Annotated in this window: 23 protein-coding genes, 1 tRNA gene and 1 pseudogene; 12 read left to right on the top strand and 13 right to left on the bottom strand. The window is 58.8% G+C overall.

Features of this window, described 5'->3' with window-relative positions:
- Positions 1–11: 11 nt before the first annotated feature.
- From ABMA32_RS00125 to ABMA32_RS00110, 4 genes are all read right to left on the bottom strand, one after another.
- Complete coding sequence (locus ABMA32_RS00125) at positions 12–230, bottom strand: Trm112 family protein (RefSeq protein WP_349011716.1); 219 nt, start codon at positions 228–230, stop codon at positions 12–14.
- A gap of 10 nt (positions 231–240) precedes the next feature.
- Positions 241–909, bottom strand: coding sequence for an LON peptidase substrate-binding domain-containing protein (locus ABMA32_RS00120; RefSeq protein WP_349011715.1), 669 nt, complete (start codon positions 907–909; stop codon positions 241–243).
- An 82-nt stretch (positions 910–991) separates the two neighbouring features.
- Positions 992–1966 (bottom strand): thioredoxin, encoded by a 975-nt coding sequence (trxA, locus tag ABMA32_RS00115; RefSeq protein ID WP_349011714.1) that lies wholly within the window; start codon positions 1964–1966, stop codon positions 992–994.
- Positions 1967–2011: 45 nt separating this feature from the next.
- Positions 2012–2509, bottom strand: a complete 498-nt coding sequence (locus ABMA32_RS00110) for a prolyl-tRNA synthetase associated domain-containing protein (RefSeq protein WP_349011713.1) — start codon at positions 2507–2509, stop codon at positions 2012–2014.
- Between the two features lie 199 nt (positions 2510–2708).
- Here ABMA32_RS00110 and ABMA32_RS00105 point away from each other — a divergent pair.
- Positions 2709–2783 (top strand) — tRNA-Gly (locus ABMA32_RS00105).
- Between the two features lie 220 nt (positions 2784–3003).
- Positions 3004–3531, top strand: coding sequence for a hypothetical protein (locus ABMA32_RS00100; protein WP_349011712.1), 528 nt, complete (start codon positions 3004–3006; stop codon positions 3529–3531).
- 7 nt (positions 3532–3538) lie between these two features.
- Here ABMA32_RS00100 and ABMA32_RS00095 read toward each other — a convergent pair whose 3' ends face one another.
- The 3 genes from ABMA32_RS00095 to ABMA32_RS00085 form a co-directional block, all read right to left on the bottom strand.
- Positions 3539–4153, bottom strand: coding sequence for a hypothetical protein (locus tag ABMA32_RS00095; protein ID WP_349011711.1), 615 nt, complete (start codon positions 4151–4153; stop codon positions 3539–3541).
- 46 nt (positions 4154–4199) lie between these two features.
- The gene (locus ABMA32_RS00090; RefSeq protein WP_349011710.1) at positions 4200–4550 is read right to left on the bottom strand and encodes a helix-turn-helix domain-containing protein; all 351 of its coding nucleotides are present in this window, start codon (positions 4548–4550) and stop codon (positions 4200–4202) included.
- A gap of 191 nt (positions 4551–4741) precedes the next feature.
- Positions 4742–4948 (bottom strand): helix-turn-helix domain-containing protein, encoded by a 207-nt coding sequence (locus tag ABMA32_RS00085; RefSeq protein ID WP_349011709.1) that lies wholly within the window; start codon positions 4946–4948, stop codon positions 4742–4744.
- A gap of 223 nt (positions 4949–5171) precedes the next feature.
- On the opposite strand from ABMA32_RS00085, the gene ABMA32_RS00080 reads away from it, so the two are divergent.
- The 3 genes from ABMA32_RS00080 to ABMA32_RS00070 are packed head-to-tail and all read left to right on the top strand — an operon-like array spanning position 5172 to position 6811.
- Complete coding sequence (locus ABMA32_RS00080; protein WP_349011708.1) at positions 5172–5705, top strand: DUF6998 domain-containing protein; 534 nt, start codon at positions 5172–5174, stop codon at positions 5703–5705.
- A gap of 60 nt (positions 5706–5765) precedes the next feature.
- Positions 5766–6326, top strand: a complete 561-nt coding sequence (locus ABMA32_RS00075; protein WP_349011707.1) for a hypothetical protein — start codon at positions 5766–5768, stop codon at positions 6324–6326.
- Between the two features lie 5 nt (positions 6327–6331).
- Positions 6332–6811, top strand: a complete 480-nt coding sequence (locus ABMA32_RS00070; protein WP_349011706.1) for a hypothetical protein — start codon at positions 6332–6334, stop codon at positions 6809–6811.
- Between the two features lie 196 nt (positions 6812–7007).
- Here the strand turns inward: ABMA32_RS00070 and ABMA32_RS00065 are convergent, their stop codons facing one another.
- The 6 genes from ABMA32_RS00065 to ABMA32_RS00040 form a co-directional block, all read right to left on the bottom strand.
- Entirely contained in the window at positions 7008–7169 is a 162-nt protein-coding gene (locus ABMA32_RS00065; protein WP_349011705.1) for a hypothetical protein, read from the bottom strand.
- 187 nt (positions 7170–7356) lie between these two features.
- Positions 7357–8418 carry a tyrosine-type recombinase/integrase gene (locus tag ABMA32_RS00060; protein ID WP_349013275.1) on the bottom strand — a complete coding sequence of 354 codons (1062 nt, stop codon included), beginning with the start codon at positions 8416–8418 and terminating at the stop codon, positions 7357–7359.
- 527 nt (positions 8419–8945) lie between these two features.
- Positions 8946–11153, bottom strand: coding sequence for a bifunctional DNA primase/polymerase (locus ABMA32_RS00055; protein ID WP_349011704.1), 2208 nt, complete (start codon positions 11151–11153; stop codon positions 8946–8948).
- Positions 11146–11391 (bottom strand): hypothetical protein, encoded by a 246-nt coding sequence (locus ABMA32_RS00050; RefSeq protein WP_349011703.1) that lies wholly within the window; start codon positions 11389–11391, stop codon positions 11146–11148. Before ABMA32_RS00050 ends, ABMA32_RS00055 begins: the two co-directional genes overlap by 8 nt.
- Positions 11388–11942, bottom strand: coding sequence for a hypothetical protein (locus ABMA32_RS00045; RefSeq protein ID WP_349011702.1), 555 nt, complete (start codon positions 11940–11942; stop codon positions 11388–11390). The genes ABMA32_RS00050 and ABMA32_RS00045 overlap by 4 nt, the downstream gene beginning before the upstream one ends.
- A 563-nt stretch (positions 11943–12505) precedes the next feature.
- Positions 12506–13057: a hypothetical protein gene (locus ABMA32_RS00040; RefSeq protein WP_349011701.1), complete on the bottom strand. Its 552-nt coding sequence runs from the start codon at positions 13055–13057 to the stop codon at positions 12506–12508.
- On the opposite strand from ABMA32_RS00040, the gene ABMA32_RS00035 reads away from it, so the two are divergent.
- The 7 genes and pseudogenes from ABMA32_RS00035 to ABMA32_RS00005 all read left to right on the top strand — a co-directional run bounded on the left by ABMA32_RS00035 (position 13040) and on the right by ABMA32_RS00005 (position 19728).
- Entirely contained in the window at positions 13040–14125 is a 1086-nt protein-coding gene (locus tag ABMA32_RS00035) for a helix-turn-helix transcriptional regulator (protein WP_349011700.1), read from the top strand. The two genes, ABMA32_RS00040 and ABMA32_RS00035, sit on opposite strands and share 18 nt — an antisense overlap.
- A gap of 162 nt (positions 14126–14287) precedes the next feature.
- Positions 14288–16087: pseudogene (locus ABMA32_RS00030) on the top strand (DUF3604 domain-containing protein); the annotation flags it as partial.
- A gap of 60 nt (positions 16088–16147) precedes the next feature.
- Positions 16148–16510: a hypothetical protein gene (locus ABMA32_RS00025; protein ID WP_349013369.1), complete on the top strand. Its 363-nt coding sequence runs from the start codon at positions 16148–16150 to the stop codon at positions 16508–16510.
- A 76-nt stretch (positions 16511–16586) separates the two neighbouring features.
- On the top strand, positions 16587–17495 hold the full coding sequence (locus ABMA32_RS00020; RefSeq protein WP_349011699.1) for a peptidyl-prolyl cis-trans isomerase: 909 nt from the start codon (positions 16587–16589) through the stop codon (positions 17493–17495).
- Positions 17492–18508, top strand: a complete 1017-nt coding sequence (locus ABMA32_RS00015; protein WP_349011698.1) for a HupE/UreJ family protein — start codon at positions 17492–17494, stop codon at positions 18506–18508. Before ABMA32_RS00020 ends, ABMA32_RS00015 begins: the two co-directional genes overlap by 4 nt.
- Positions 18509–18529: 21 nt before the next feature.
- Complete coding sequence (locus tag ABMA32_RS00010; protein ID WP_349011697.1) at positions 18530–19138, top strand: HupE/UreJ family protein; 609 nt, start codon at positions 18530–18532, stop codon at positions 19136–19138.
- Positions 19135–19728, top strand: a complete 594-nt coding sequence (locus tag ABMA32_RS00005) for a hypothetical protein (RefSeq protein ID WP_349011696.1) — start codon at positions 19135–19137, stop codon at positions 19726–19728. The genes ABMA32_RS00010 and ABMA32_RS00005 overlap by 4 nt, the downstream gene beginning before the upstream one ends.
- Positions 19729–20026 lie beyond the last annotated feature (298 nt).

Below are 20026 nucleotides of genomic sequence, written 5' to 3'. Positions count from 1 at the left end.
CTTCCGGCTCATCACTTACCGGCCGGCATGCTCTCGTCGGGCTCGATGCTGCGCGCTTCCGACGGCAGCAGGACCGGGATGCCGTCACGCACCGGATAGGCGAGACGCGCGACCCTGGAGACCAGTTCGCAACGCTCCGCGTCCCAGGTAAGCGGCCCCTTGGTCAGCGGGCAAGACAGGAGTTCGAGCATCTTCACATCGATGCCGGAAGCGCGCTCTGCCTCGCTCATGCCTATTCTCCTATTGCAGGCTCGATCCAAAATCCTCGTCGCGCGCCAGCGCCATCTCGGTGAGCGCGATCAGTGTCTCGGCCCGCGTCTTGAGGTCCGGCGCTTCCAGCAGCGCCTGCTTCTCTGCCGGGCCGTAAGGCGCCATCATCGACAGGGCGTTTACCAGAACGCCGTTGTCGGCACGGCTGACGCTCTGCCAGTCCGCGTCGAGGTCGTTGGCCTCGAGATAGGAGCGGAATGTCCTGAGCAGCGCAGCCCGATTTACCTGCGCGCCGGAGGGATCTTCGTCGAGATCAGCCAGGAAGGGCGCGATGCGGCATTGCCGGTAGGGCGTCTTGACGGCCAGTTCCTCTACCACGCGAAAACGACACACACCCTGAAGCGCTATCATATAACGTCCATCTCCGGTCTCGGTGAGCGACGTTATGCGGCCCAGGCAACCGACATTGACGATTTCCGGCTCGCCATCCTGGCGCGTTGCACCATCAAAGCCCGGCTGGATCATGCCAAGCAGCCGCGCACCGCTCATGGCCTCGTCGATCATCTGCAAATAACGGGGCTCGAAGATATTGAGCGGAAGACGCCCGCCCGGAAGCAGAAGCGCGCCTGACAGCGGAAAGACCGACAGGGTCTCAGGGAGATCCGTCTGCCGCCGATAATTGACATTTCCTGCCTGCACTGGCTGCTCCGATCTTCGGCGCTCTTGTCCCGCAGGTTAATCTGGGCCTGTTTCGCCCATTCTCAAGCCGCCATAGGTGGCGTTATGAGAAAAGAACCGACGAAAGCTTCCGGCGCGCTGCGAGCGTCGCGTCGTCGGTCATGCCCCATGCCTCGAAAAACTTCAGCAGTTGCGCCCGCGCGCCATCGTCGTTCCAGGTCCGGTCGGCCTTGACGATGGCGAGCAGATTGTCCGCAGCCTCATCCCGCTTGCCCTGGGCGTTCAGGACCATGGCGAGATCGAAGCGAGCCTGGTGATCCCTCGGATTTTCAGCAAGCTTGCGCTCAAATGCGGCTGCGTCTCCCAGACTGGCGGCTTCCTTGGCCAGATCGATCCTGGCGCGCACCGCCGCCACAGCCGGGGCGTCCAACTTGTCCGCCGGAACGCGCGCGAGGGTCTCTTCCGCCGCAGCGGCATCGCCCACCTCGAACAGGATGTCCGCCAGACCTGCGAGCGCATCGAGGCTTTCAGGCTGCTCCTGCAGGATGGCGTCGAAAATCCCGGCCGCCGTCTGCAGGTCGCCTGCCTCGCGCGCTTCGCCAGCCGCTGCTAGCGCCTCCGCGATCTGCGGAGCGCCGCCACCCTTGCCGACCAGCTTTTCGATGAAATCGCGGATCTGGCTTTCCGGAACAGCGCCCATGAAGCCGTCGACGGGCTGGCCGTTATGGAAGGCTATAACCGCGGGGATGGATTGGATGCCGAGTTGGCCGGCAATTGCCGGGTGCTCGTCGATGTTCATCTTGACGAGCTTTACCGCGCCTTTTGCGGCGGCAACCACACGCTCGAGCGCCGGCTGCAACTGCTTGCAGGGTCCGCACCACGGAGCCCAGAAATCGACCAGCACCGGAAGCTTGCGTGATTCCTGGATCACGTCGACCGCAAAGCCCGCGGTCGTCACGTCCTTGACCTCCAGCGGCGCGGATGGCGCTGCGCCATTTGCGGGCGCCGTCGCCCCATAGCTCACGCTGGTCGAATACTGGCCGCCGATGCCGCCGAAAGGATTTCCGTTGTCACTCATCTCAATCTTCCGAGTATCGGGCCGCGATGGACCAGCATGTGGCGATCAGGCCGAGACTTTCAAGATGGCAGGCTCGTGTCCGGTAGCCCGAACGAACGCCATCAGGTCGCCGGCGGATATGGAAGTCGTGGCCTCGTTGGTCAGAGGGTGCGCGTTGATTATCCCGTGCTCCATCAGTGCCGCGTCTACGACGAACCTTACCCGCCCCTTGTCATCATTGACCAGCCCAAAGGCGGTCACCGCGCCCGGAATGACGCCGAGAAGGTCCATCAGCGCTTCCGGCCGGCCGAAGGAAACGCGGCTTGCGGCCCCTATGACGTGATGGATCTGCTTGAGGTCGACCTCCGCGTCCTCTTCCACCGTCACCAGGAAATAATTGTCCTTCTTGTCCTTGAGGAACAGGTTTTTCGTGTGCCCGCCGGGGATCTCACCGCGCAGCGCCTGCGAGTCGGCGACCGTGAAGAGCGGCGCGTGACGGACGGTCGTCGTCCTGATGCCAAGCGCGTCCAGATAGTCGAACAGGTCGTCGGGTGTCTTCGGCATGTCTAGTCCGGCCCTCCGGGAATGGTGGCCCCTTTAAGGCGAAACGCGCTTCGGGCACAAGATCACGCGACCACTCCACTCCCGCGGCCGACCTTCTTCAGAAGCGCGACCGACCTTCATTTTTCCCTGTTGCATTCACAAGTCTCTTCGGTCATATAGGCGCGGCTTGCGGCCCCGATGTCTTGTCAGGGCCGCGCGAGCGGGTGTAGCTCAGGGGTAGAGCACAACCTTGCCAAGGTTGGGGTCGAGCGTTCGAATCGCTTCACCCGCTCCAAATATCTCCACATCGAAAAGCCGCGGTCTTCCGCGGCTTTCGTGTTTTCCGGGCAGGCGAAATCGGGGAGTTCGGAAACCGGCCGAAAGGTTCGGGTTACCAGCGGGTCACCATTTCACGGATTCGACGCGGCGTGAAATCGATGTGTCGCTAGGGTGCGTGCCAGTACCGCTAAAGGTCGCTTATCCGATGCTTAACGTAGCCATGTTATCAAAAACAGATGACTGCTACGCCCGCCGAAACAACGCCGCTGCAATCGATCGACTGGAATCTGATCTTCTCCGAGGTCAATTGTTGGCGGGGTGCCTGTATGCACCACTTTTCGATGGTCGAAACGGCCCTGACCGAGACGCTGCTTGTGTTGAGCGCGCTCGACGAAGGTAAAACAGTCGTGCGCCTTCGTCACCTCATTGGTCAGAGATTCGAGGATTTAGCCTTGGCAATTGGGCCCGACGGTCCATTTGAAGCTGTGGGCAGACATGCCCTCACGGATCTCTCACGGTTTCGCGAAAATCATGAGGCGTTCCGCACATTGATATGTCACGGGACGGTAAAGGTGACCATCGAGCACAATGGCCGGTGGCTTCTGCTCATTCGAACGCTGTCGATCCGTGCACGTCAGCCTGACCGCTCTATCCTGGCGATGGACCAATCCGAGGCCGAAGCCAAATTAGCGGAGCTAAAACGTGACGGGACCAAACTCGCGTCGCTTCTCGGGCAACTCCGCAAGGCGGTAGCTAACATCTAAGCCCGCCTTATCTAGGTGAGGCGGTCGCTTCCCTGCTCTCCTTCGCGGCGGTTGCTCCATAGGTACGAGCCGCTTCCTTAGATGTTTTGCGAGAAAAGTGGTGATCGGAGGCGATTACTTTAGCGGGGGTATCGAACCGTTGGATTGCTTCTACGGCAGGCTTGCCGTGCACCACGATCACCTTCGGGCGAATAGCGTCGAGGAGGAATCGGAAAGGCGCAATCTCGCGGCTAGCGACGTCCAAGCTTCTCATATCGTCGCTGGCCGCCGCGTAGATGTTGGTTTCAAGTACCCGTGCGCCGACTGCACCTTCCACAAAGCACTCCATGTTTCGGCGCGTGGGGCTTATTGGTAGCCTACGAGTCTTTCCGGGCTTGAGTGGCTTGGCTGCTCGTTCCTCAATATAGCGCTGAAACCACGCCACTTTGTCGTAGCCATAATCAGGCCGCCAGAACTCCCAGAAGTCTGCTTCCATAGTTGTGGCGGGGTTGAATCCAACAAGGAAAACGTCACAGCTCAGTGGAGAGCCTTCGCAAACAAAGGGCCGAAGATCGGTGGGGCGACCGATGAGTGCGGCCAACTCTTGCTCAAATCCATTGAGGGTCATAGTGCTCGACATCATGTACACGGTTCAGGCTTAACCAAGCGAACGAGTCATGCTGTCAATTTTAATACTCAAGTGAAACATTCACTTTTTCGGGGGAAATCCCCGCGAGTAGAGCGATGCGAATTTTGGCGTCGGCTATCACTTCAGCGAGCGTTACACCTTCGTGAGGTCGCATGGCCTTCGAGGAAGCCCCGTCCCATTCACTCCCGTTTTGAAGGTACGAAACAGGAGCGTTCAGAACCTTGCCCAATGCCGCCAAATTTTCGGACCGGGGTTCGGTATTGCCTTCCTCCCAGTTCCATACGCACGTGGTGCTAACACCAACCTGCTTAGCGAGCGCGGTCTTCGACAATCTCCTATTTTCACGAAGCGTGCGCAGTCGGCTGGCGAACGAAAAAGCATTGGCTTGCATGGGATATGCTCCGTTTGGATGCTGCATTCGTAGTTGAAACAGTTGAAAGCATCAAGTGAAAATTTTCACTTTCTCACTTTTCTAATGTGCGGCTTCCGATTCGTGGGATGAAAATCTGAAGCGGTGGTTACCGTGGGAGCGCAATCGGCAACGGGATTCGGTTCGTGCGTGGCAAGTTCGCCTTTGGGTTCCTAAGGCTCGGCAGCTTGAGCCAACTCAATCAAGTGACTCGGGTCGACACCGATCGCTTTGGCGACAGCAACGAACTCTGCAACGTCGAGTCGCCGTTCGCCCACTTCGAATTTCGACACGAAAGTTTGCCGCTGGCCAATGCGCTTGCCCAATTCGGCTTGGGTGATGCCGGCATCCTTTCGAGCCTGCACAAGCAGCTCGATCATTCTCTGGTAGAGGTCGGAGCGAAGTGAGGACAAGGGAAGCGCCAGTGCAGAGACCAGCGCTTCAATAGAACCCGATTTTGGAGTACCCCAAATTCGGGTATTGTGACATGCTCGCCCCAGGAGGATCCGGGGCACGTGAATTCCAAGACGATCAGGGACATCGGCGGCGACTGTAAAAGTGTGCCGCTAGTCGTTGCGCGACCTTTTTGCCGGGAGCGATCGATTGAGCCGGCATGATCGCGAATTCCGATTGCCTCCCGAAGTGCGACCGCTGTCGGAGGCAAGGATTGCAGTTCGCGACCACTATCGTCGCAAGGGGGTGCATCTGGAGTTTTCGTTCGACGGCAATCTCGTTGGTGATTTCGGCGAGGCCTGCGCCGTCGAGGAATATGGGATGATCCTGGTCGAGGCCCGCTCTAACGCAGGTTTCGATGGGTACTCGGCAGACGGTAACAAGACGATACAGGTTAAGGCGAAAGGCCCTTCCACAAACAGGATTGCGTTCAGCTATTCGGAAACGCAGGCCGACCACCTGCTCGTCCTCGAACTGGATTTCGACGCAGGCATCGGACGTGCGATCTACAACGGGCCAGAGCATTACGTCCGCGAGTTCCTGCCCAAGGAGCCTTGGAAGGGTCAAAAGCCGGTTTCGGTCTCGCAGCTCCGCAAGGCCGCAATCCTTATTGCCGACGACGAACGCCTTCCGATGATCCGAGGCGAGCACGCACCGCGCCTGCGCAAGCTGGCAGAATCTTGACAGCGATTTTCGCGGAAATTTTTTTTTGGGAAGTTTCGCTTTTTCAAAGGGATGGAAGATATGAACTGCCCAATCGCTATTCGCCTTGCACTCCTTGCTCCGGTTTTCGCAATTGCTGCCTGTGCACCGGTCGAGACGAAGACATCGCTGGTGACGCCGAGCGGCGGCGCAACGATGACAGCCGGCCCTGGCGATGTGGTGATGAACTTCCAATCCAGGGAGGCACTGCCCAATGCCTTTGGCAAAGCCGACCTGTTCGGTCGCACGACAAATGCGGGCGGCACGACTGTTCGCTATGTTGGCAGCCAGGGTGGGCAAGCCGTGTTCGAGCGTACCGACGTGCAGGTGGTGAGCAATGCCACGACGATGAGCGAGACGCCGTTGATCGTTCCCACCACGACCAATACGCAAGTCACTGGCGTCGTCGGCCATACGCAAGTTTCGGGTCAGGCCACATCCACGTCGTATCGATACGTTCCCCCGCGCGGCTCGTCGCAATACGCAACGACGCAACGCCCAATCACCTTCACCTTGGGCGCAGGGCAGAAGACGAGCGTTGCTGGCAAGACATTGCGCGTCATCCGGGTGCAGCCATCATCTGTCGAATACAGGATCGAGTAACGCACATGGCGATCAAGGAAGCTCAAGCGGACTGGCTGGTGACGCAGCTCATTGAGCGCTGCAAGGAAGGGAGTGTTGTCGATCAGGATGACCTGTCCATTATCCTTGTGCTCAACGGTGCCGCCGGTGTTCCGCCGGAAGCCCAGATTTTTGGCCTCGACTACGGCAGGGTAATGCAAGACCTCGGACGACTGGTGGCGGCAAAGGGCGAGCTAACCGTGCCCAACTTACAGGACTACGCCCAGACCGAGGTTTTGGTCGCACCGCCGGATTGGCTTGTGCAGTGGCGCAACCACGAAACCGTTCCAGACGCGCCTGCGCTCTGGGCTCAGTTCGACATGTTTACGGCGCGGGCTCCGGATGGCGGGCCGCTGGTCATGGATGGTCCAGGTGGGCACAGTTTCGAGAACTGGCAGAGCTATAGGGCCGAGCAGAGTAGAATCTTGGAGAAGCGGCGCTTACGGAGAGCTGCTACCAAGAAGTAAGCGGGCGGCGCAGCGTCCGGGGGTACGGACTTCCCCTTGTTCCAGGCCCAACCGGGGACCCACGCATTCGTCTTTGGGTCCTCCGCGCGAAGGGGGGGAGGTTGGCGCTACGCGCCGGGGCGGCGCGATGGCGCGTATTCCGATCGCCATGCCGGCCGCGCCGCAGCCCGGTGGCAGGTGGCGCTGGTGGCAGCGCCTATTCGGGTTGCAGCGCTATGTGGTTAGTCGACTCGCATTCTCCATATTCTTCCAAAGCCCATTCGATCTCGTCGGCGGGAAGGCCCATCAGCGCGGCTGCCTGCTCAAGCGGAATCCATTCCTCGACTCCGGTTCGCTTGTCTCGCACAAGGATGTGCATGGGATTCTCCTGTCCAACAGAACAGGGAAACATGCCGAGACTCCTCGCACAATTTCTCCCATGCACGGGTGCGGCGCAGGCCGGCCCACCACACCGGCAGCCGTACCCGCAGCACTGGGCGCACGGTCCCGCGCCACGGGAGGGCACCTCGGCGCGCCGAGCGGTAGCGCCCCATACCAGCATCGACCTAGCGGCCGTAGGCGCGCTCCAACGCTTCGGCGGCAGCAGCCCCATCGCGTACGGCCTGGGTGTAATGTCCGAGCGTCACAGTCGGGTTCGCGTGGCCGGCAATCTGCGCGACAAGACCGACCTCGATCCCTTCCGCCTGCAAGGTCGAGATAAAGGAATGGCGCGCGCTGTGCGGAGTCACGTAGGCCAAGCCAAGGCGTTTGAATGGCGGCTCCCAATACCTTTTGCGAAAGTTTTGGTACAGCAAGGCTCCACCGCCACCCAGACGGGGCTTCGGCCATTCCTGAAGCCGGCCAGGGCCAGGGAATACGCGATGCAGTTCCCGATCCTTCCGTGGGCAACGGAGACGCCATGACAGCAGCATCTCGCGCAGGGTGGCGCTCATTGGGATGTCGCGGGTGCCAGCTTCGGTCTTCGTCATTTCCGTGAGCTCGCCGGTCCGCTCCTGGATGCGCCGGATGTGGATGACGTTCCGGTCAAAATCGATCTCCGACCACAGCAGGCCCAACTGCTCGGACGGGCGCGTCCCGGCCAGGAATGGGAAGGCGTAGTAGATGCCGTTCTCGGGATCCTGCTTGGCGGCGGCGACCAGCTTTGCGATGTCCTCAGGCGTCAGGATGGCCTTCTTGGCCTTGTGGCGCGCCCGAGCCAGCCCGGTCGGCATAGACGGGGCGCGGATACCGAAATCTTCCTCGGCCAACGCCAGGATGGACTTCAGCAACGCCTTCGCACGGGTTCCCGTGTAAGTGCCGCATTGCTCGACGACGGTTCGGTGCCACTGCCGGATCATTGCGGTGTTGAGCTCGGTGAGCTTCACGTCGCCCAACAGGTTCAGGAACCGGGCACCGGCCGGCACAACACCGGTCGCGGTGTAGTCGGCGCGCTCCTGCCGGGTTCCGATCAGCAACGGACCACGGATCGCACCTCGGGTTACGACCTTGTAGCCCTTTAGCGTAGAGGCTTTGACCTTGCCTTCCCGGTCCTCAAGCCAGTGCTCGATGGCTTTGGCAATTGTCGGGGCCTTGCGCTCGTCTACGTAGCTGCCCTCGGCGATCTTCACCAACAGAGCATTCCGAAACGCCTCGGCGTCCTTCTTGCGGTCGAAAGCGATGATCCTGCGCTTCCCGGTTTTCGGATCGTTGTAGTTTGCAAACCACTGGTCGCGAGCTACCAAAGCGCCGCTTTTCAGCTTTCGCCGCCTCGCTCGCTGCGTGATGTTTACTCCGTTGAACTTCTTCATGGCGTGTGCTCTCTCAAAACCAAAAAATCCTAATTAAATCATGCCCTTGTAACAGTCACAAGTAATCGCAAGCGGGCTCAGTGAGCCCCCGAGTGCAACCACAGATGCAACCTTTTGAGCCGACTAAGCCGCCAAGCCCGCAACGACGCGGCCTTGGGGATTTCGGATGCTTCCCTCGTAGAGGTAGCAATCGCAGTCGCGGACAGCAGAGTGGTGGTGTGGTGGCAGTGACGGTGGCTGGCGGCGCATGCCCGCAGTGCGGCTGGTAGGGGGAGGAGTACCCCTCCCCCTACTGCGCCTGCGAGCGACGGCCCTAAATCGCCGTCACCACAGTCACCACCGTCACGTCAGCCGGGTCTTGAAGGCTCAGGATCCGAAAACCGGATGCTGACCTTGCTTCCCTTACGATCTCGACCAATGAGTTCCACCTGGATGCCGGCCTTTGCCATGGCAGGTCGCATACGCCGAAGTTGGGCCGCCAGATGTGAAGACGATTTCGGCAGGCTGCGGTGATGCTTTGCGTCATCCTGTTCAATGATCTTGATGTAAAGCTCGCCGATATAATCGTGGAAGCCCACAGGCTTGACGATGCGACGGATCATCATGACGAGCGCGTCGTCGTTGACGCGATCGACCACGAAGGCGTTTTGCGCCGTGGCAATCGCATCGATGATTGCACCTGGCTCTTCATCCAATCCGCCTTCGGCCGCTTTGATCCACCGCGCTGCATCGGCCATACGGAGATGGCGGGGTGGCTCGATCTTATCAAAGGTCCGCAAAGCGTGTGATACTGCATCGTAAAGCGCACCCAGGATGCCCGGAAGTATCCGTTCAAATTCAACGAGCAATTCCGCTTCGGTCTTGCGTGTGCCCTCTGGCATGGAGGCCAACTGGATTGGTATCGCCCGTTCCATGAGATCGGGCCGGTTGGCGTAGCCGCCGATCCCGTTGATCACGAATGGACGCGAATAGCTCATCACATAGAGTTCGCCGTCACTGTAGAGTTTCCGGACAGCAATACCGCCGCCGGTTGCCAAGGCACAGAGCGCGTCAGACATCTCCGCGCTCATTCCCGATGCGTTGTCGAAACTAGGCAGCCGGTATTCCTTCGCCTGGATCATGAGATCCTGCGGTTTCTCCGGTAATCTGAGACGCATGGCTACGTTGGGATCAATAATGCGCTTGACTACCTCGCAGAAGAAGCTCTTCCCCGACCCCTGCTCGCCCTCTACCAGGAGAACAAAGTATGGTCCATGCGGCTTCAGGGCGTTGACGAGGAAGGCTACCAAAAGGTGGTAGGTCTGTTCGTCCAGACCAAGGAAGGACTGAAGCCCTCTAAGGGACCCGCCGTGGATCGGCAGCGCAAGAGTTCCGAAACCGGCTCCCCTCACGAAGTGGTAGTTTGCGTCGGACGCGACTTTCCAGCCTATTCCGTCGATGACGACGACGCTGCCATCCTTTTGGCCCGTGTCGACCACGACTTGCTCCTCATCTCCTGCAATTCTGGCGTAGACTGGAAGCGTAGGCCCGTCGAACAACGCGAACGCCTCCAAAGTCGCTACGGCTTCCTTAACCGGCCCTGTGCTCGCTGGCTTGCCTAGAACCTTCAGGGCAAGGTGGCGCAGCCACGTGCTGAACACGGATGATCCCAAGCGAACGGCAACGGATTTGCCGAGATGAGGGAGCGTGGCATAGGCGTTTCCATCGCCGTCGTTAAACAGGATCATCTCGCTGCCGGTTGCAACGGTAACGAGCGCCTGGGTCAGCGTGCCCTTTTCCCCAGTGTCTTCGTCAAAGCCCTTTTCGCGAGCGGACCTGATCCATTCTGGCAGCTCCTTCAACGAATCGCCTGAATAGCCTTCCGGTAGAAGTCCGATGAAAGTGTTCGTGATTTCGTCGTCGGTCGCGCCAGCCCGGACCAATACCGCCACCAGCGAGAGACCGGCGTCGTGAGTGGATTTCCCTCCACGAATAACTGCAGCATGTTCTGAGCCAATGGTTGCTTTCAACAGACCAATCTGCCGGTCTGTGAATTCCGGGAGGTCCGCGAAATCGACATCCAATATGGACGAGCCATACACCTCATAAGGCTTTCCAGTTTCCGGATGGATTGACGGCGGCATGACCGTCATTTTTCCGGCAGCAAGGAAGTCTATATTACCTAGTCCGCTGGCGCCTTTGATCGTCGTTGATTTGGTCAACTTTCGAGTGCGAACAAAGATCGTAACACCCTTTTTGCCGCGCTTACCCGACGTCGTTGCTCTGCGCTCAGCACGGGTTAGCCCGAGAAGGCAAAGCACCAACTTCACCAGCCGATCATCGTCGATATCTAAGGCAACAAGAATTTCGTCAGCCGCTAGGCCCATCCCCAGCAACAGGCCGATGTTCTTGGTTCGGTGTTTTTCGAGCCATTCCGTTCGTTTGGCCTCGCTGGGGATTCCTCCCAGTAATCCCGTCCAGCCAGATGGAATGGCCGCCTTGCCCTCAACCGGAACTACCGGAAAGCCTTTGTCCCAGAACTTCTGCGCTTCGGCTCCAAATATGTCTTCAGACATTGTTGCCTCCGATCTTCGAGGCGTTGATGGCGGCGATCACTTCAGAGATGCGGACAAGGGCGCGCCCGTTGAAAGGGCGATATGCTGGGACCGTTCCTGATTTCACGGCGCGGCGCAGTGCCCAAGTGTGGACGCCAAGTTCCTTTGCCGCCTTATCGATGGTCAGGAGTGATTCTACAGGTTTTATGTTTTCAGGCATTGCCTTCCTCACTGTTTGAGAAGGCTGCCCATCATTCACATAAAGTCTGCTCGATCATCGGAGAAAAAACCGGGATTATCTCCCTTGTCTGAATCCGGCGGCAAACCGTCGCGATCCACTGCGATTCCCAGGGCTGCGATCGACGTGGCCGCCTGCCCAACGTCCATAAAGAATTTGTCCGAGTTGTCGGCTCCGTCATAAGCATGCTGGCGCAGCAACTCCGGAGCGTGCTTCCTAAATTTCCTGGCCAAATCCCTGGCGATTGAACCTTCTGGGTCTTTGCCTGCTCCACCCGGCATGTCGATCACTGACTTTGCGAGCGATTCGAAGGAAGGCTCCTTGTTTTGGTAGTCCTTCGCTATTGCATACATCATCGCCATCATCGCGAGCATCTCGTCGCGGTTCCTTCCCGGCGCACCGCGCCGCCGCTTCCTGCCAAATAGGATGTCTACCGCGCTCGCAACGCGGTCGTCGTCAGTTCTGCCGACTTTGTCGGGATAGGCGCGCACGATTGATCTGATTACCGCGCGCAACCGTCGTTCTGCCCCCGGCAACAAGAGTTCTGGGAGCGCCGCGTTTTTGTCGTTCAAATTTAGACCCTCCCCCTACCCCTGTGCCGGCCTGCGCTGCCAGTCCAACCGCCGTCACGTACGTCACCGCCGTCACCGAACGTGACGCTGTGGTGGCGGTGACGCCGCTGCGTAGCTCAGCAGCCGGCCGTGGCGCTAGGGGGGAGGGGTCGATTGCTGACGGCTTTTGTCACGCGCGCGCCCACGTAGTGGGGCCGAGGCTGCACAGCTGGGGCACGGAGGGACGATGGGTATTGAGGTACGGAACCGGGACACGCACTCGGCGAAGACCGCAATGGGGCCGGTTTCGGACGGTGAGCTTCTGATGGAGCATCGGCGAAAACCAGACTCTGCGGACACTTTAGAAGACTGACGACTTGGTGAAGCAGCCAATCGTACCGGAAACCTTCGCAGCGACGCTCACGGGATAGCTCAGGCGCACGCCGTTGATAGTTTTTGAGACCGCAGAATGTCAAACCTGGTGACTTGTTCGGCACCGCCGCACCTGGTGCTTCGACCAGAGGAAACTGGCTTCTAAAGACCGTGACGGTCGCTGGGGCTCGCCCGTTTCATGTTGGGATCGTCTAGTTTTTCTCACCGATCTTTGCCAAAGCGGCACGCATCTTTTCGATGTCTCTGTCATTTCCATAGAAGCGCAGCAGTCCTGATTGTTCGGCAAAGGCCGGACCCAGCTTCCCGTCCACGAGAGACCTCACGACCTTCTCTTCGGTTACAATCACGAGGTCGCCGTCCAATGGTCCTTCCGCATGGCTTTGAATGACAAGCCCGGCGACACCCATTTCAAAGCGTGTCCACATCACCTGTGGCACCAACACGATCGCCATCGCGGTGTCGGGCTGGGTCGCGAGTGACCCAGCGAGATCGGCGCCGAGCGCTTTTACTCCCGAGGCTGCGCGATAGAATGCCAGCGCTCCTGTCGTAGTTGTTTGGCCGCGCCGAGGCGTTAACACGCCTGCATCCTCAGCGCGCCATACCGCTGCGAGCACATGGACCGCATCGGGATAGTTCATGTTAAGCGAACCAAGGGCGATGGCCTGCGGGCTTTCAAACCCACAAGCGCTAGCCAGGGTCGGTTGCAGCATGCCAGCAACCGCAAGGTGGGCGATGAAAAGCACGGAGCGCATCTCGACCTTGGTTTTTTGAATGCCTTTCAAGTTCAACGCATATTGCTATTGTGTGCCAGCCACGTCTTGCCATTTGATGCCAAGTTCATGTTAGACACCGCGCCCTCGATCAAGATCAGAAGCTTTCTGCAGGTTGCTCCCTATCTGGCGAAGCGGGGGATCTCCTCGATCGAATTTTTCCAGCGGCTTGGCATTGCTCCGAACCTTTTTCGGGATCCGGATATTTATCTTCCTCGCGCGACGTGTTTTAGCATAGCAAACGAAGTCGTGGCCGCGACGCGAGAACCGTTTGGCGGGGTGTATGTCGGCCAAATGACCGAACTGCGCTCGCTTGGTATGTGGGGACAGGCCATACTGCGGTCCGTCGACCTAGGGCATGCCTGCGAACTGGCTGCCGCCAATGTCTCCATGCTTCATCTGGGATCGGATGTCCGTCTGGTCACAGAAGGCCGGAAGGCCAGGATCATCTATCGCTTTTCAGGTCGGCACGACATCGATCCTCGACAGTTCATCTTCGGCAGTCTCGCGGTGCTGCGCAAAGTTCCGCTGATGGCCGGCGATCCGTCCGCGATACGTGTGCATCTCAGCGCCTCAAGAGCACGAGGCGAGGAGGCTCTTGAGGAATGTCTCGGCCCGAACATTGAGATGGGAAGAGAGCATGACATGATCGAATTCGATCATGAATTACTCGCCTTGCCGCTTCGCTCCGAAATCAAGGACGGATCAAAGGTAACAGAGGCGCTCCGGTCAGCAGTCGATGTGGCGGGAATGCTTGTAGACGGGCTGTCGGAGCAGCAACATCTTACGCTGGCAACCATAGCCAAAAGATTGGGGATGTCGGCGCGCACCCTTCAGAGGCGCCTCAAATTTTGCGGTATCGATTTTGAGGAATTGCTTGACGAAACGCGTCGCAGCGAAGCGCTTCAACTGCTCTCGGAAGGCAGGTCTACGGTGACAGAAATTGCCTACAGAGTCGGCTATAGCGATCCGGCGCATTTTACCCGCGCCTTCAGGCGATGGACAGGAGAACCGCCGTCTCGTTTCCAGCCCAATCCTTGAGAGCGCTCCGCGCGGACTGTCTCGCCCTGGGTGAAGCTTCATTTGGCGCCAAATGGCAAGCTGATTGCAATAGACATAGCTATCATTGATGATGCAACTTCCCCAAGGGAAATTCAGGCGAGCCAACTCGCCTTCGCGCGGTATTTCTGAAGGAATCAGAGCATGGCTAGGCTGAGGAATTTCAATTCGACATTGGTAGCGGGCACCAGCACGCTGGCGTTGGCACTGACTCTCCCATTAGGAGTCGTGCAGGCGCAGGAGAGGAATGCCTATTTCGGTCAGACACATCAGCACACCAGTTGGTCCCTCGACGCCTATATCCTCGGCAATACGGTTACTGGTCCCGAGGAAGCCTATCAGTATTCGATGGGGCAACCGATCAAGCATCCGGCCGGCTATGACGTGCAGATCAAAACGCCTCTCGATTTCCAGGGCGTCACGGACCACTCTGAATACGTCGGTGTTGTACGTCTGGCTAACGATCCCAATTCGCCGCTCAGCAAGCTCCCGGTCGCCCAAAAACTGAAGGTTACGAAGGACAACACCGCCGTAAAGATATTCCAGTGGTTGGCTGGCAGCATTGCTCACAGCGAGCCGATCAAGGAATTGCTCGATCCGGCAATCATGAACTCAGTTTGGAAGCAGAACAACGAGATTGCCGACAAATACTACAAGCCGGGCGAGTTCACGACGTTCTGTTCCTACGAGTGGACCTCGATGCCGCAAAGCCAGAACATGCACCGCAACGTGTTTTTCAAGGATTGCGCGAAGGTTCCCGAGGCTCCGTTTAGTGCGATCGATTCCGATCATCCCGAAGATTTGTGGAACTGGATGGACGGCCAGAGGAAGGCAGGCAACGAAGCCTTGGCCATATCGCACAATGCGAACCTGTCAAACGGCATCATGTTTCCGATCGAAGTAGACAGCAAAGGCAATCCGATCGACGCCGCCTGGGCTCAGCAGCGGATGACGAACGAGCCGCTGACCGAAATCAAGCAGGTCAAAGGCACCTCCGAAACCCATCCGGACCTTTCGCCGAACGACGAGTTCGCCGGTTTCGAAATCATGAGCTACCTGATCGGTATCGACAACAGCTTCTCGAAGCTGGACGGAAGCTATACGCGCCAAGCCTACCAGAACGGCCTGGCGATGCAGGATACTCGCGGCTACAACCCTTACAAATTCGGTGTCCTCGGTGCTGGCGACTCCCACAACACCGCAACAGCATATTCGCAGTCGGACTACTTCGGCGATCATGCGCTTGTCGATCCGACGCCCGAGGTGCGGCTTTCCGGCGTCATCGCTTCCGGCATGGACGTCTTGAAGACAGGCACGTCGGGTCTAGGCGGAGTATGGGCAGAGGAAAATACGCGCGAATCCATCTTCGCGGCGATGCAGCGGCGTGAGGTGTTCGGAACGAGCGGGGTCCGCCTCAAGCTGCGCTTTTTCGGAGGATGGGACTACGACAAGGGCATGTTGTCCAAATCCGACTGGGTAAAGACCGCCTATGCGGGCGGAGTGCCGATGGGTGGCGACTTGAGCCAGGCCGAAGGCAAGGCGCCATCCTTCATCGTCTGGGCCATGAAGGATCCCGTCGATGGAAACCTGGACCGTATCCAGATCGTAAAGGGATGGACCAAGGACGGTCAGATATTCGAGAAGATATTCGACGTTGCCTGGTCGGGTGAACGTCGACCCGATCCCGCCACGGGAAAACTTCCAGCTGTTGGAAACACGGTGGATATTACAAATGCCACCTATACCAATGACATTGGCGCCATCGAACTGAAGGCCGTCTGAACCGACCCTGAATTCGACGCGAGCCAGCATGCTTTCTACTACGCACGGGCTCTTCAGATACCGACGCCGCGATGGAGCACATATGATGCGAAAAAGCTGGGCATTGTTCCGCCCGGGAACGCGCCGGCTACGATCCAGGAGCGGGCATGGAGCACCCCGATCTGGTACACGCCGACAGAAGCCGATGCAGCAAAGGCCGAGTCCGGTCTGACGGTCGCCGAATTGCTTAGAACCGGAGCTGCCGCGCTCGGCGATGACGATCTCAAGCAACTCGTCGTCGGTAAGAACCTCACGGTTCGCAATAACGTGACCGGCCAGACGTCGAACGTCTTGTTCGGAGTAGACGGCCAGCGCATCATTACCGAACTCGATGGCGCTCCGGCGAAGGGTGGAGATCTGCTACAGGTCATGCACAGCGTTTCCAGTGCGTCTGCAAGCTACGAAATCAAGGACGGACACATCGTCACGACGCTCGAAGGCACTCCGTTCGAGCTGACGGTTTACCGATCCGGCGACAAATACGTGGCGGCTCGCAGCAATGAGTTCGGCTACGCAAACTACGAAGTGGTGTCGATCGCGAAGTAACGAGCAAAATTGAGCGACAGCCATTGTTGCCAAGAAGATGACAGAACTTACTATCGCGAAGGCGAGTGGCGGAAGGTTGCGCAACTTTCTGGGCGAGCCTCTCGTGCACTTCATTGTTGCGGGTGCGATCCTGTTCGTTGCTTACTCGCTCTTCAGCGATGAACCAGCGGCGACGGCAGACAGAGAGACAATCGAGATTGGCGCCGATGACATACGTCAGATGGCCGTCGCCTGGCTGGCGCAGGGGCGCGCGCCGCTGACTAGGCAACAATTGCAAAGCCTGATTGATCAAAAGATATCCGAGGAAATCTTGTTCCGCGAGGGGATGGCGTTCGGCCTCGATCGCAATGACGAGATCATCAAGCGTCGCGTGGCGCAGAAGATGGATTTCCTCGCCGCTGATGTAGCTGCCCTCAAGGAGCCCGAAAAGGCAGAACTGGTTAAGTGGTTCTCCGAGAACTCTGACCGATTTGCGCTTCCTCCGCGAGCAAGTTTCCGGCAGCTCTATTTTTCTCCGGATACGAGAGGCTCGCAGGCGCGTGACGATGCCGAATTTGCGCTTGGCGCCATTGTCGGTAAACGGGCCGACTCCCCGGAGGTGGCCGCGCTGGCCGACTCGTTTCTCCTGCGCAGCTACTACAGAGACAGCACGCCCGAGCAGATACTGAAAGAGTTCGGCCCAGGCTTTGCAGCGGAACTGTTCCAGCTTGAAACTGGCGGATGGCGCGGTCCGATCCAATCGGGATACGGCTGGCATCTCGTCTGGATCGATGCAATGGACGCCGGCCGCGTCCCGGCCTTCGAAGAGGTGGAAACTGACGTTCGTGCCGCTTGGCACGACGCTCGCTACCAGGAAGTGAAACGCGCCGCCCTGGACGAGATGCGCTCTCGATACAAGGTGAATGTCGTTCCGCTCGACAGTGTCAACCTTGCTGATCTGAGGAGCCCGAACCCCAATGCTCCTTCGGTGTCCGAATCCCAATGATCTGCGCCGTCGGAGTGCGTGGACTCGTCCTGTTGTTGTTAGGCTTTTTGGCATCGTTTTTGGCCACCGCCATGTGCGCGTCCGCACACGAGATTAGGCCCGCCTACTTGCAGGTCGATCAGGTTGCGCCACAGCGGTTCAATCTCGTATGGCGTACGCCGATCCTGTCCGGGATGCGGCTGCCCGTCCTGCTCGAGTTTTCCGACGGTATCGCCCTGGTTAGCGGGCCATTGGAACGTGAATTATCCGACTCCGTCATCGAGCGAAGCGTTCTTCAATCTGACGATGATCTTGCGGGTCAACGCATCGATTTTGTCGGCCTGCAGGCGACAATCACCGATGTCCTCGTACGGGTGTCGTGGCTCGATGGCCGCAAAGTAACATCGATTGTTAAGCCGGCACAGCCATGGATCGATCTTTCCGAACCTCAGAACACTTGGCAGGTTGGCAAAACCTACATGGTGCTGGGCATTGAACACATCCTGATGGGGTTCGACCATCTCCTCTTCGTCGTCGGTCTTATGATCATCGTTCGCTCGACGCGCTCCTTGATCAAGACCATCACCGCCTTCACAGTCGCCCACAGCATAACTCTGGCGTTGGCTACCCTCGGGTATGCGTCCGTTCCGGCCGCTCCCCTCAACGCCGCGATCGCCCTTTCAATTCTCTTTCTCGGGGTCGAGGTCGTGCGGCTATGGCGAGGTCAGACCAGCTTCACGCTACGCAACCCATGGGTTGTCGCTTTCGCCTTCGGTCTTCTGCATGGTTTCGGGTTCGCAAGCGGGCTAACGACGGTCGGGTTGCCTGCCAGCGACATTCCTCTGGCGCTGCTCGCCTTCAATATCGGAGTAGAGATCGGGCAATTGGCCTTCGTCCTGATCATCCTGCTGATCCACCGCGCATTGCTCATCCTGCGGTTCAATCTGCCGACATGGGTTCCTTATGTGCCCGGATACGTCGTCGGATCACTTGGGGCATTCTGGACGATCGAACGAACGTTGATGATGTTCTAGCGCGCAGCGGAGACCAAAAGAGTGATCAAACTCATTTCAGTCCGATTCATGGTCGCCAGCGCAGTTTGTCTGGCAAGTCTGTCGTTCGGAGGCACGGCTTTCGCCCATACGGAAGGCGAGGCCGTCAGCGGTTTCCTGTCCGGATTGAGTCACCCTGTAGGCGGCTGGGATCATATCCTGGCGATGATCGCCGTGGGTCTATGGGGGGCGCTCCTCGGTCCTCCTGCGCTTTGGGTTCTTCCGATAGCTTTTCCAGTTGCGATGGCCGCAGGCGGCATGCTCGGCCTTCTCGGCATCCCGCTGCCTTGGGTCGAGATTGGCATTGCCATTTCATCGATCGTCCTTGGGCTTTTCATCGTCACGAACATGCGGCTCAGTCTTGTGGTCGCGATCCCTTTGGTGATGATCTTCGCGCTTTTCCATGGCCACGCGCACGGGACTGAACTTTCCCCAGGCGCTGATGCGGTGCTCTACAGCCTCGGCTTTGTCATCGCCACGGGGCTCCTCCACGCAATAGGAATCGGAGTTGGAGCAGTGGACAGGCTGCCGATGGGCCGAACCTTGCTGCGCGCTCTCGGTGGCGGCGTTCTGCTGGGCGGGACCTATTTCCTGATCGGCGCGTTTGCATGAGTCGCAGCGCCGGCGTTGTGCTTGCTTTGACGCTCTGCGCCGCCACGCCGGCGCAGGCGCACCTGGTTAATTCCGGGCTGGGGCCATTCTACGACGGCGCCTTGCACCTATTGTTCACTCCAATGGACCTGATCGGCTTGGGAACCTTGTGCCTGTTTGTGGGATCGCAAGGGGCTGAAGCAAGCCGGCTACTCGTAGCCGTCGCTCCGACTGCATGGCTTCTTGCGGGTGCAATCGGCTTCCTTTCTGGGGTCGATGCTTCTTTCGCCCTCGTCAATGCCAGCATGCTCATTGTGCTAGGCGGATCCGTCGCGCTCGACCTGAAGACGACGACCATAGTGACAACTATCGCGGCGGCCGCTTTTGGCGGCTTGCTCGGTCTTCAAAGCGGCTTGGAGCTTCGATCCGCCGACGCCGATTGGGTCGCCTTGATGGGTTCCGTTGCCGTTGTCCTGGCAATGACGATCCTGGTGTCCTCGCTCCTCGTCTCTAACACCGCCTTCGCCTTTCGTGTGGTCGTTCGAGTCCTTGGCAGCTGGGCCGCGGCAACCGGACTGCTTTCGATAGGCTGGATCGTGGCGGCAGGTTGAAACACCGCCGGTCAACCGCTTCCGCAGAGTGTCATTTTTCGATAGTCGCTGATCATGTCCGCTTTCGGGAACGTGCGCTCTCGTTTGCTACGACCGACATGGCGAAGGGTTTCGGGTGCCGGCAGGCGTACGAAAGCCTCTCATGCAGGAAGCCGCGGGCCACGGTCGATGGCTATGGGGATTTCGATGTGCGGCCGATGTCGGCGATGGCGCGACTGCCACTGGGGAGCGTGAGGATGGACGCGGACTGAAGGCTTCTTTGCGCCGCCGCGCGGTGTTGTCGGCCCTGCACCCGACT

The sequence above is a fragment of the Mesorhizobium quangtriensis genome, from assembly GCF_040081925.1.
GTDB classification, from domain to species: Bacteria; Pseudomonadota; Alphaproteobacteria; order Rhizobiales; family Rhizobiaceae; genus Mesorhizobium_K; species Mesorhizobium_K quangtriensis.
The sequence above is the reverse complement of the archived record's forward strand: the minus strand, read 5'-3'. Positions and strand labels throughout refer to the sequence as shown.